General features: G+C 34.2%; 13 protein-coding genes. 10 read left to right on the forward strand and 3 right to left on the reverse strand.

Annotated elements, in window-relative coordinates:
• Positions 1 to 224: 224 nt before the first annotated feature.
• The 3 genes from ACTFWY_RS03740 to ACTFWY_RS03750 all read right to left on the reverse strand — a co-directional run bounded on the left by ACTFWY_RS03740 (position 225) and on the right by ACTFWY_RS03750 (position 1,401).
• Positions 225 to 416: a hypothetical protein gene (locus ACTFWY_RS03740; RefSeq protein ID WP_252711936.1), complete on the reverse strand. Its 192-nt coding sequence runs from the start codon at positions 414 to 416 to the stop codon at positions 225 to 227.
• Between the two features lie 352 nt (positions 417 to 768).
• Positions 769 to 1,029, reverse strand: a complete 261-nt coding sequence (locus ACTFWY_RS03745; RefSeq protein ID WP_138372222.1) for a hypothetical protein — start codon at positions 1,027 to 1,029, stop codon at positions 769 to 771.
• 183 nt (positions 1,030 to 1,212) lie between these two features.
• Positions 1,213 to 1,401 (reverse strand): hypothetical protein, encoded by a 189-nt coding sequence (locus tag ACTFWY_RS03750; protein ID WP_242386830.1) that lies wholly within the window; start codon positions 1,399 to 1,401, stop codon positions 1,213 to 1,215.
• 1,105 nt (positions 1,402 to 2,506) lie between these two features.
• Between ACTFWY_RS03750 and ACTFWY_RS03755 the strand changes: the two genes are divergently transcribed.
• The 10 genes from ACTFWY_RS03755 (at position 2,507) to ACTFWY_RS03800 (ending at position 12,314) form a co-directional block, all read left to right on the forward strand.
• Positions 2,507 to 3,679, forward strand: coding sequence for a phospholipase D-like domain-containing protein (locus ACTFWY_RS03755; protein ID WP_175413550.1), 1,173 nt, complete (start codon positions 2,507 to 2,509; stop codon positions 3,677 to 3,679).
• A gap of 107 nt (positions 3,680 to 3,786) precedes the next feature.
• Positions 3,787 to 4,110, forward strand: a complete 324-nt coding sequence (locus tag ACTFWY_RS03760; protein WP_176333571.1) for a hypothetical protein — start codon at positions 3,787 to 3,789, stop codon at positions 4,108 to 4,110.
• Positions 4,111 to 5,203: 1,093 nt separating this feature from the next.
• Positions 5,204 to 5,890 carry a YoaK family protein gene (locus tag ACTFWY_RS03765; protein WP_311828180.1) on the forward strand — a complete coding sequence of 229 codons (687 nt, stop codon included), beginning with the start codon at positions 5,204 to 5,206 and terminating at the stop codon, positions 5,888 to 5,890.
• Positions 5,891 to 6,994: 1,104 nt separating this feature from the next.
• Entirely contained in the window at positions 6,995 to 7,861 is an 867-nt protein-coding gene (locus ACTFWY_RS03770) for a lytic exoenzyme target recognition domain-containing protein (RefSeq protein WP_135172317.1), read from the forward strand.
• Positions 7,848 to 8,795, forward strand: coding sequence for a Cof-type HAD-IIB family hydrolase (locus ACTFWY_RS03775; RefSeq protein ID WP_252711938.1), 948 nt, complete (start codon positions 7,848 to 7,850; stop codon positions 8,793 to 8,795). Before ACTFWY_RS03770 ends, ACTFWY_RS03775 begins: the two co-directional genes overlap by 14 nt.
• A gap of 234 nt (positions 8,796 to 9,029) precedes the next feature.
• Positions 9,030 to 9,446 (forward strand): PTS mannose transporter subunit IIA, encoded by a 417-nt coding sequence (locus ACTFWY_RS03780; RefSeq protein WP_138371925.1) that lies wholly within the window; start codon positions 9,030 to 9,032, stop codon positions 9,444 to 9,446.
• A gap of 32 nt (positions 9,447 to 9,478) precedes the next feature.
• The gene (locus tag ACTFWY_RS03785; protein ID WP_103300813.1) at positions 9,479 to 9,970 is read left to right on the forward strand and encodes a PTS system mannose/fructose/N-acetylgalactosamine-transporter subunit IIB; all 492 of its coding nucleotides are present in this window, start codon (positions 9,479 to 9,481) and stop codon (positions 9,968 to 9,970) included.
• Between the two features lie 12 nt (positions 9,971 to 9,982).
• Positions 9,983 to 10,792 carry a PTS mannose/fructose/sorbose/N-acetylgalactosamine transporter subunit IIC gene (locus ACTFWY_RS03790; RefSeq protein WP_113849656.1) on the forward strand — a complete coding sequence of 270 codons (810 nt, stop codon included), beginning with the start codon at positions 9,983 to 9,985 and terminating at the stop codon, positions 10,790 to 10,792.
• Positions 10,789 to 11,616, forward strand: coding sequence for a PTS system mannose/fructose/sorbose family transporter subunit IID (locus tag ACTFWY_RS03795; protein ID WP_060814759.1), 828 nt, complete (start codon positions 10,789 to 10,791; stop codon positions 11,614 to 11,616). The genes ACTFWY_RS03790 and ACTFWY_RS03795 overlap by 4 nt, the downstream gene beginning before the upstream one ends.
• Positions 11,610 to 12,314, forward strand: a complete 705-nt coding sequence (locus ACTFWY_RS03800) for an HAD family hydrolase (RefSeq protein WP_113849657.1) — start codon at positions 11,610 to 11,612, stop codon at positions 12,312 to 12,314. Before ACTFWY_RS03795 ends, ACTFWY_RS03800 begins: the two co-directional genes overlap by 7 nt.
• Positions 12,315 to 12,435: the final 121 nt, after the last annotated feature.

Genomic DNA, 12,435 nt, shown 5'->3' on the forward strand with positions numbered 1-12,435 from the left:
GCTTTCAACAGGCCGAAGGCGAACTTGAACAAATGCTAAGCCAACTGATTGAGAATTAGAAACAATCTGCAGTAGGGAAGAATCATTTACACAAAATTATTGACGCTCCCCTGAAATAAATGAAATGACGTAAACCTTTTGGTCATTTATAAATAATTTAGAACAAAAATAAATGTAGAAACCTATGTCGAGTTATTATTTAGATGAAAATATGAAAAAACCTCTTACTCAGAATCGAGTAGGAGGGATTTTTTTCGTTCTGATATCAATCTTTCCATCTCTTCTATATCCTCAAGAGTAGCTTGCTTGCGAAGAAAAGATCTAGTTGTACTACGATTGCGCAAATATCTTGCGTGTTCGCGATTTTTTTCTTGCCATTTCTTATTTGCTTCAGTCTGTTTGCTATTTTCTTCCAAGGGTACACGCCTCCTTTATTTACTTAAACCAAATAAGCCAAATGATTAATCCGATGAAACCTATCCAGGCAAGAGTCACTTTCCAATCTAATTTAATTTTCTCTAAAGTGATAATTATATTTTTCCATTCTTTTTTCATGGTATAATGAACATAGAAGCTAGGGGGTGTTAACCACCCCAGCTAAGTTTGATTGAGAACTTGAATATTAGAAGTGTGATTTCGAAGCCAACTTCTAATTTTCGGGCTCTCTTTTTTCTATGTCTCACTTTCTATATTTATATTATACTATCGATAGTATGGATAATCAAGCTTTTCCTGCCTTTTTTGTAAAAAAATAGCCCTTTTCAGGGCTCAAAAGGATCTGTTCAAAGACTCGAATTCAATCATAATTTTCGTTTTTCCAATCACCGAATACTTCTTCACAACAAACTGCTTACGATCGTTAAACTCACCAGCAACTACTATCCGCATTCCTTCGTCCACATCTGCTAAAAAGTTGAGACTGTGTGCAGCGATCAAACAATTTACATTATCCAGCGAGAAACGCACTAAAGGGGTCCTCGATATTTTCAACACTCGTGGCTTCGAAACTACACCTTTCAATGACTTCATGATTATCGCCACCGTATCGTTGTACATAGTAATTAAAATTAGTTTTCCCTAAAGTAAGTTTGACATAATGATCAACGCAACGAGTTCCAAAAACGCACTCTTGAGATTCAGATATACTATCAGGAAATTCCTGTACAAACTCTGAATAAGAAATATAGCCCTGCTCATACTGACTGATTACATTCATGAGAGATCAAACCATTTTAGCTCCCCGGCGTAAAATTCTACATTTCGAATTTCCTCATATTCAACGAGAGTAGAATCAACGTAAATTCCTATTTCATTATGCCCGGAAAGGCAGCCTACAATGTCCGGCAAGAATTTGTCATTCTGGGTGTAGTTAAGCTGAACAGCAATCTTTTTATTTTTCAAGAGAGCCTCTTGAAGAAATTCTCCAATTTCTTCAATTTCCATTTCCGGTTTAGGTGGGTAAGTGTAGCTCGTTCCTTTTCAACTTTATTTACACTTGTTGTATGTTCCGATAAAAAGAAACCTATCCATTTTAATTTTTTCCGGTCCTCGTAATGTTTAATCATTCCCATAATTATCACTCCTCACGGAATTTGTACGAACCTTTATTCGTTTTTTTGTAAAGCGAACAGATTATTAATTCCCACATTATTCCCACGAAAAATGTAAAAACATATAATATTCCAGAAATTAAAATAACTCTATATAAAAGAGCACATAGAAATACATCACTGTATTAAAGTCGATTATAAACGCTCAAATAGATCTGGATAAAAGGATAGAAAAGGGTATAAAAATGAGATATTTTAAGAAGCCTTCATGGCCGTTTTGAAAATGGACGAGGATGAGCCGAAGAAATAAGATTTTAAAAGTAAGATCAATAGGAGTGGGTTACAAACAATATTACATTTTCAGTTGTGGTTTTATTGCTATTGGTATAATATAAAAGTATCTTATGGAGGAGATGCTTTTTTTTTGCATTCAAATTAAACAAGAGCCTAGATTTAAGATAAGGAAAATTCTAAAAAATAAACTAAGTCCAAAGAAGTTGTTAAAAATGATAGGGATTACTCGTCAAAATATAATATGTTATGCGGATGGAAAACAAATACCTAGTTTAGATATTAAGTAGGAACCATTCTCAATTTTGAAAAAAATTATGTGAAAAATCCGAAAACCGATAGTTTATCTACTCATATTAAGACAAACGGAGAAAGAGATAACTCAACAAGTGTTATCAGAAATGCTTGATGTTTCTAGATAAGAAATATGTAGTAGGACACCACTAAAAAAGACAAATGCGAAAATTGATGGTTTATAAGTTGTTTGTATGGTAAAAAATTGGTTCAAAGAAGCAGAGTTTTTTCAAAAGATTAGTGATTCTTCTATGTATTGATATACAAAAAATCGAGGTATTTCTAACACAGAAACATTAGATTGGCATGTACACTTAAATAAGGTTTCATAGATATGGAGTAAAAAAATTTTTTATGATAGGAGAAAAACATTGGTCTTTTTTGAAAGTTTTCATTTTGATGAATCAGATACTAAATTTATATTTAGTAAAGATAGTCTTTGTTTTCAAGAAGTTATTGATTCATTCAGTAATGCAAAATCTATTGTTGTAGTTACATATTCACTTCCGACAAGTAAAAATAGTAAAGATAGTTTTTTAATGAATTCTATTTTAGAAGCTACAAAAAACGAAATTCCAGTAAAAATTATTACAAATATTCCTGGAAGATTTGAAGAGTATTATAATAAAGGAAGTAAAAGTAAATCAAGACAAAAAATAAGTAAATATGTAGAGAGTTTCAATCCAAAAAAATTTGGTTATCTGTTGACTATGTACTTCAACTTTAATAACCATATTAAAATTATCATGACAAATGAGATCGCTTTTGTAGGATCAGCGAATTTCAGTGAGGCTAGTGGTAATAATTATGAATCAGGGATAATATCACGAAATCCTTCTTTTTTAAGACACTTGACAAATAAAATTATTCCAGAGATTGAAAAGGAGTCTTTAGGATACTACGACTCAATTGAAAGTGAGATTTTATTGGATAATATAATAGCTCTATTTTATGTTGAGGACTATATTCAAAGAGTACTAACAGATATTTCTCAAACAAGTTTTTATATTACTGGTACGAAATATGGAGTAGGAAAAGAATTTAACGATTGTAAGGATTCATCTGACGAGTTGCGTTGGAAGAGACTAATTCACGTATCAGATATGCTAGAATTTTTTTGTGACCATTTAACTGATTTAGATAGTACCTACTTTAATTATGATAAGGACCTACAAGAATTCAAGAAATTTTATGATGAAACTACCGAATTTCTTTGTACTAAAATAGCTAACTTAGGATTGAGAATCGAAGAAGGAAAAAAATTTGATGAGTATGAATTCATCATGAATTTGGTTGAGGAATTGGAACATAGTTCAATTGGATACCTAGAAGACAATTCTTCTCTCGAAATAGCACAAAATATGGCATATCATGAATCCCAAAATCGAATGTATGAATTACGTGATGATCTAATCAAGTTAATGGATTTTATCCAAGAGTATATCGATACGGTCTCTGAAGGGCGAGAACAATTAGGGAAATTTGTTTCTAAATACAATAAGTTGAATAGAAGAATTGATAATACGAATTTACAGCAAGAATAATTTTAAACTTTTCTGATTAGATATTCTTGGAATTTAATACCACCCCAAAATCTTCCGACAACTTTTTCGAATAGTTACAAATCAACTTATATAGGGAGACATTAATTATGAAAAAAATGGTAGGAATAGTTCCTTTTCTATTATTGATTTGGCTGCATTTAGCCTATGGTACTTTTGGTAAAATGTCTGTGTTTCACCAATCTTTTATGGCCCTATCTAATTTTTTAGATAGTGTTGTACAAAACAATCTTGCGTCAACATTAATTCTTTTTTTAGGAATTCCTTTATTGTCAATAATTGGTTGTTATTATAGCCTTTTTAATGAGAAGGATAGCTCCCAAAAAATATTTTTTGGAGGCATGGCACTCGTATCAATTATTAGTTTTGGTATCTTTCTATTTATTACGTTAATGGGTTTAACAAATCAATAATCAATAGAGAAATAATAGATTTTTATGTGTAGAAATCAAAATCCCTCGTACTCGATTCTGGGTAGGAGGTTTTTTGTCAAAGTACAAACATACGTTCGAAATGATGTGAGACATAGTCCTCAACTATCAGAACTGTATGAAGTGTAGCACAAAAGTACGAATATGATTAGCTATACTCAAAAAATAAAAAAACAAGAGATACAGAATTCTTATTTGCTAGTCCAATCACAAACATAAAATCTAACAATAATGTTTTACTAAATCAAAGACCCTAGCCATGCTAAGGCCTTTCTTCATTGCTTCAAATTCAATCATAATCTTCGTTTTAATAATCACCGAATACTTCTTCGCAACAAACTACATTAGTTTTAATCATCTGTGAATTTATTTATCGATCTTTTTAATAAATAGTAATACCAAGATATCATTGGAATAAAAATAAAACTTAGTAGGTAAAAGAGGTAATTTTTTTGAATAAATAAAATAATCGTAGCAATAGAGAAGAACACTAGTAACACTAAGAATAGATTGATGGCCGTATTACATGTCTCTTAAAGTTTTTACTCATAACTTTCCTGCTTTCATTTTAGTGAAAGTATATCATTTTCCATAAATTCACTTGATGCTTTTTGAATTGTAGTGGGCTTTGTTTACAATAGAGACTTGTTAATTGATTCATATAACTAGTAATATTTTTTTAAAACATTTTTGCATACTTACTTATTGAAAACAATTTATAAAATCACTTTCATATTATAAATAACTGGATTTTTATCAAATAAAAGTTCAAAATACTTATAGAATATAATAGGTTTTTTCATCAAAAAAGCTAGAGACTTCAGAATATTTTAGCGAAAACTTATTATTATCCCCATTTATTAACAATTCTGAGGAGTATACTGCTTCTGTTAAATGAAAACCACGAAAGAAAATTAACTGATTTCCCTAAGAATAGAGGAGAACATTTTAGCTCACATGAATGAATGCTAAGTGGATGCTTTCTTTGATGAGACAGCCTCCTAATGGTGTGTTTCTGTAGAATAGTTAAGTGTAAATCTGGTTACAAAATTTAAAAAGTGTTGAGGAGTCCACTATGCAAAAAATTTTTCCCAAAGTTCCTGCTGTTTCGAACAATAGTCGTTTATTTGCTATTCTAATGGCTTTTTCAGGAGGAGCAATAGATGTCTATTGTCACAATTATTTCCATGGACTAGTTGCTACACAGACCGGAAATATAATATTGATGGCGTCGAATTTATCTCACAATGATTGGCAGCAAATGCTTCCTAAAATCCTATCTATCATCATGTTCACAGTAGGTTTTTTATTAGGGATTCTTCTTAAACGGAGTAACTTCAGTGACTACTGGCGAAGTTACACCATGTTGCCTGCGATTTTATCTAGTTTTGTCATTCCATTATTACCTCAAGATCTTCAGCTTTTTAAAATTGGTATTCTTGCTTTCGGGAGTGGTTTACTTATGCTGACGTTTAGCGGTACTCAAATTGAAGGAAATCCTTATACGATTATGATGACCTCGGGGAATTATCGTAAGATGCTTAACGAGTGGTACTTGTATTTGACCTCAAAAGATAAATCTTCCATGCAAAAACGGAATGCACACAACTATACTATAGTCGTTGTCTCTTTCATAGTTGGTGCATGTTTACTAGCCTTTATCAGCCAGTCTTTAAAAATGTATTCGATTTGGATAGTAACGATCACATTTACCATTTCTTTTTTTATTGAAATTTACCATGCCAAGAAGACGAATAAATAAAACGTCAAAGCAACATGTATGTTAAACAAGCTAAGTCTTATTTTTAAACATATGACCACTAAGTATTATTGATGAAAAGAGAAATTAGTGGATGAAATTCGTACAAAAGAACAAGTGAGATAGTTATGGCAATTGGGGAGTTTAAAAAAGCGCAAAATAATTTCTGCCTTTCTGACTTTTCAAAAAGACTGTTGAACAAACTGATTATAAATACACTACCTAATTGATCAGATAAGACACAAGATAATGTAATCGAGCCCGTATCAAATTTGTTAATAGGGTCTCACGAAAAGTTATATTTTTAAGTTTAATCTATTAGCTAGTGTCTCCAAGTATTTGCTTTTTGATGGATGAGCCATAGAGCCATAATAGTTTATCAGTTTTCTCTCAAAAGAGTCACATAATAACCAAAAAAGTAAATATTATTTACAGAATGATTATTGTAACTAAAAATCTCTCTTACACGGAATTAAGTAGGAAAGATTTTTACGTTCAATTCAATTTTTCCTTAGTTCGTTAAGAATAGGTGATTATTACATTAATCTTTAGTATTGTTATCAAACAGTCGTCAAACTAAAGAAGTGTCATACTTCTTTGGAATCGTTGATGCCATGTTTAACAGCAAGCCGAATGATCCAGTATAAGACAAAGCCAATAAAACCATACCAAACAAAACTGAAAAGCCACATTTTGAACTCCTCCTTTTTACTAAATCATACCACGATAAAAAATAGTCACTTACAAATATTTAGAAAAGAGAAAAGAGGATAATTAGTCTTCATGTCTCTCCAAAGCACCATTGCTCATTAAAATAACTTCTCTTAGAAAAAATAATACTTAAGAATAAGGATTTTTCCATTTTGGGAAGATCTTTTTTTTGCTAAGGAACCGTATGTCAAACAAAACAACAAATATTCTTTTGATAATAAAATAATCTATGAATAAATTATTGATTCAAAAAAACGAGCATAGTATAATTAAGAAAATAAAAAATATATTTTTACTAATTTATTAATTGCTATTTAATCTGACTTAGGATAAGGTATTAAGCCATCATGATGGGTTTTAATATAAAGAAACGAAGGAGTGTGGAGATAGATGAACATGAAAAAATTTCGTAAGAGTCTTTTGTTTGTTGCGGGCTTATTTGTTGTTACTTTTGGTGGTCTTTTCTTCTCTGAAAATGCCTCTGCCACATCGACTTCTCAGGCAACATCCTGGGTAAATAGCTCTATTGGTAAATCTTATGATTTTGATGGCGTGTACGGGGCGCAATGCTTTGATTATATCAACAAGTATGCCTATGATCTATTTGGAACAAGTTTTTCGGGGGCTGGCGCAATTGATTTATTGAATACGGGTAATAAGAATGGTTTCAAAGTTATCAGAGATGGCGCTAATCTTTATCCTCAGACAGGAGATATTTTTATATATCAGGTATATGGCTCACCTTGGGGACATACAGGAATTGTTATTAATGCTGATAAGAATGGGATGACGGTAGCGGATCAAAACTTTAACAATGTTCAACGAGTTCAAAAGCATTATATTAAATACAATGACTCATGGGGTGTTATCAAAGGGTGGATCAGACCACCGTTCAACAATCAAACCAATCCAAATCCTACACCCAACCAAAGGCTAAAAGTTTATAAAGTAGATGATCTACAGCATATAAATGGGCTTTGGCAAATCAAATCCAATGATCTCGTACCGACTGGCTTTAATTGGACAGATAATGGGATTGCTGTAGGTGATGTGATTGAGGTTGATCGAAATGGGAACAAAACTAGCGATCAAGTGATTGAAAAAGGCAGCTATTTCGTTTTTGATTCAGCAAAAGTGATCAGTGCGACGAATGCCCAAAAAGGAACAGGTGGCTGGTTCTGGTCGAATGTTCATTTGAAAGATAGCGGGTCGATCTGGTTATCCGTATGGAATAAAAATGATTTACTCTATGGAAAAAAATAGCAAAATTAGCCGCCTTATCCTAGGCGGCTTTAAAATTTTGAAGATCATGATTAAAAATTTACGTTTGCTTATTTTTCTTGACATGGAACGCGTTTCATTAACTATAATCACCTTGAAGGGTGGTATAAAAATGACAATAAAAATGATCGCTGTTGACATGGACGGGACGTTCTTAAATGATGAAAAGAAATATAATGTCGTTCAATTCAATCAGATTTTTCAGGTCCTAGAAGAAAAGAAAATTAAATTTGTGGTAGCAAGTGGCAATCAGTATTTTCAGTTACGTTCCTTTTTTCCTTCTCATTATGAAAGAATGGCTTTTGTAGCAGAAAACGGCGCAAATATTTTAATTGGAAGGAAACATATTTATAATGCAGAAATCCCGTCTGAGAATATCAAGAAGACATTGGCAATTCTTGAAAAATTACAACCGAAAAATTTGATTTTATGCGGCAAAAAAAGCGCTTATATTTCTGAAACGATATCAGACTCCGCGCTAAATGAAGCAAAATTTTATTATCCTGTACTAAAAAAAATAGCTAACCTATATGATATAGGTGATGAAGATGATGCGATTTTTAAGCTGGCTCTTTCATTTGATGAAGAGGACGCGAATGAAAAATTACACATTCTAAAAAAATCCTTAACCGGTATACTGATTCCAGTGTCAAGTGGACATGGAGACATCGATTTAATCCTCCCGGGAGTTCATAAATTGAACGGACTAAAAATTTTAGGAGAAAAGTGGGGAATCGGCTTAGACGAAATGGCAACATTCGGAGATAGCGGCAATGATTTAGAAATGATCAGGGGTGTCAAAAATAGTTTTGCTATGGAAAATGCGCAACAAAAGATTAAAGAAGCAGCGACAACTGTGATTGGAACGAATAACTCTGGTGCTGTTTTGGATACCATCCAATCTCTGATAAATTAGAATCAGAGACAATTTTCCTTGTTACAAACCATTCCATTTACAATAAAAAGTCATTAAGTGATACTTTTTGGGACTCAAAGTCAATGGACTAGAAGGTGAAGAAAAGTATCATGTGTTTAAAATAAAAAAATCTGTTTAAACAGACCAAAAAGGGTAAAAAGCTTGTAGTTTAGGGCTTTTTACCCTTTCCTTTTTTGGCATGAATCTTGCTTTTAATAGAGTGAGGTGAAGGATATGAAAAAAAAATTTTTAGTGGCAACACATGGAAAACTAGCCAGCGGTTTTCAAAATTCGTTGACAATATTAGCTGGTCGAGGCGCTGATCTTATCGTTGTTGATGCATATTTGACAAATGAGGATTATACGCCAATCATTAGTGATTTTATCAACTCGATCAACGCTGATGAACAAGGCATTATCTTTACTGACCTTTATGGTGGTAGTGTCAATCAAACAGCGGTGACCGAGCTGATGAGAAACAAGAAGGAGCAGATCTTTGTCATTTCTAACAGTAATTTGGCAATTATTTTATCATTAGTTCTGACTCCTGAAAGTGAAATTTTCACTCACAATAGTATCAATGAAGCAATTAATGATTGTCAGGTTCGCTTAGTGTCCACTCAATTACCAGAGGAAGAAGCACTTTTTTAGATAAATAAGAAGAATTTATAGGAGGAAAAAAGATGATAACACAAATACGCGTAGATGATCGCCTGATCCATGGACAAGTGGCTGTCGTTTGGACAAAAGAATTGAATGCTCCCTTATTAGTTGTTGCCAATGATGAGGCAGCAAAAAATGAAGTGATGCAAATGACATTGAAAATGGCGGTGCCTAATGGGATGAAGTTATTGATCCGATCCGTCGAGGAGGCCATTCAACTATTTAATGATCCTAGAGGAGCTGATAAACGAATTTTTGTGATTGTAAACAGTGTGAAAGATGCCAACAAAATTGCTCAAAATGTTGAAACCGTTGAAACTGTGAACATTGCTAATGCTGGTCGATTCGACAAATCAGATAAAGCAACAAAGACGATGGTTTTTCCGAGTGTGCAATTAAATCCTGATGAGTTGGCTGCGGCAAGGGAATTGGTGCGTTTGGACCGTGTTACCTGTTATAACCAAGTTTTGCCGTCTAATCCGCAATTAAGTTTAAAAGATGCTTTAAAATAGGAGGGGAAAGAAATGTTAATGCATGCAACGATGGCAGCTCTGGCGGTCTTTATCTGTTTTGCCGGAAATTATTTGACTGGTCAAAGTATGTTGGAGCGCCCATTAGTGGTAGGGCTTGTAACTGGTATATTGATGGGAGATATGAAAACTGGAATTCTAATGGGTGCATCATTAGAGGCGGTCTTTTTAGGAAATGTAAATATTGGTGGGGTAATTGCTGCAGAACCAGTGACAGCGACAACGTTAGCAACAACTTTTGCAATTATTTCGAATGTGGAACAAAATGCAGCAATGACATTAGCGGTTCCTATCGGTATGCTGGCTGCATTCGTAGTGATGTTCTTAAAAAATGTATTCATGAATATCTTTGCTCCATCCTTGGATAAGGCGGCTCGCGAGGATAATCAAAGAATGATCGTGCTTTTGCATTATGGAACGTGGCTTATTTATTATTTGATTATCGCTTCTATCGCTTTTATTGGTATTTTAGTTGGCAGTGGTCCGGTCAATACATTTGTTGAAAATATTCCTCAAAATTTGATGAACGGGCTTAGTGCAGCAGGAGGTTTGTTGCCGGCTGTGGGATTTGCTATGTTGATGAAACTTTTGTGGGACAAGAAGCTGTCGGTCTTTTATATTTTAGGTTTTGTCCTAACCGCTTATTTGCAATTGCCGGCAGTTGCGGTTGCAGTTATTGGTGTAGTGATCTGCGTGGTCAGTGCGCAACGAGACTTAGAGATCCGCGACGTGAACAATGGAGGAAACAGTCGCCATGTTGGACCGATGACAAAAGCGGAAGAAGAGGAGGACTTTTTCGCATGAAATTTCAAGAGAATTTATCCAAAGAAGAAAAGAAAATGATGCGCTCCGTCTTTTGGCGTTCATGGACGATGAACGCCAGTCGTACAGGAGCAACGCAATACCACGCAGTAGGTGTGATCTATACGTTATTGCCAGTAATCAATCGTTTCTATCAATCGAAGGAAGAGCGTGCAGAGGCGATCGTCCGTCACACGACCTGGTTCAATGCAACGATGCATATCAACAATTTCATTATGGGATTAGTTGCATCTATGGAAAAACAAAATAGCGAAGATGACCAATTTGATCCGAGTTCGATCACAGCGGTAAAAGCTTCATTGATGGGACCTATTTCTGGGATCGGTGATTCTTTCTTTTGGGGCATTTTGCGGGTCATTGCAGCTGGAATCGGTATTTCACTCGCGGCGACTGGCTCACCATTAGGTGCTATCTTATTTCTAGTGATCTATAACGTTCCTGCCTTCTTGATTCACTATTATGCACTTTATAGCGGATACTCGGTTGGCGCTAGTTTTATTCAGCGGATGTATGAATCCGGTGGTATGAAGATTTTAACGAAAGCATCTAGCATGCTTGGTTTAATGATGATGGGTTCAATGACAGCATCCAACGTGAAGTTTAAAACCATTCTCGAAGTAAGCGTTGAAGGAAGTAAGGAAGCAATGAAGATCCAAGATTATTTGGATCAGTTATTTGTGGGGATTGTCCCATTAACAGTCACATTGATTGCTTTTTGGCTCTTACGGAAAAAAGTGAACGTCAACGCCGTGATGTTTGGGATTATGTTTCTTGGTATTATTTTGGGACTGTTAGGAATATGTTAGATAAGCAAGCTGTTTTTTTCGATATTGATGATACATTATTAGATAACTATTGTGCCTTCAAGGAGACGATCCAGGAATTCTTTCCTGGATCTCTGAATGAATTCGCTTTGAAACGGTTGTATCGAAACTTTCGCCAAAACAGTGAAAAGATCTATCAAAGCTACTTAGATGGAAACAGGAAGCACAAGGCTGATCGCTGGCGGTTAGTTCTTCAAACATTACAGCCAACTTCAATCGTTAATATTTCTGAGTTAGACGACTATTACCATCTACGCCAAGGAAAACAACTCCTATCAAAAGAGATGCAACTTCTTTTGCGAAGCTTAAAGAAAAGCGGAATCTTATGTGGCGTGCTGACCAATGGATTTACGTTGCAACAGCAGAATAAAATCGATCAATTGATGCTTAATCAATTTATTGATCCAAATTGGCAGTTTATCTCAGAAGAGATAGATGATGCGAAGCCCAATGTAAGCTGTTTTCAGAAAGTGGCAAAGCAATTACCAGAGCAAATACAACGAATCTATTATTTAGGAGACAGCTATTCGAATGATATTATCCCCGCTCAAATGGCAGGCTGGCGGCCAATCTGGCTAAATCGGTTTGGCGATAAGGGAGAATCAGCTATTATTCAAGCAAAAAATGCAGAAGAAGCTGTCGTTTTACTTTTGTCACAATTGCTTTCTAATCGGGTATAAATCGGGGAATCAATCAACGTTTTTAAAAAGTACAGGAATTTTTATCCCCTAACAAGAAAGTTTATAGCAGAACTAATTCTCTTACAGAGACGGAGTGACTTTTTTTCTTCTATGCTGTATT

The organism is Enterococcus sp. 125944 (assembly GCF_051909435.1).
Lineage (GTDB): Bacteria > Bacillota > Bacilli > Lactobacillales > Enterococcaceae > Enterococcus_D > Enterococcus_D gallinarum.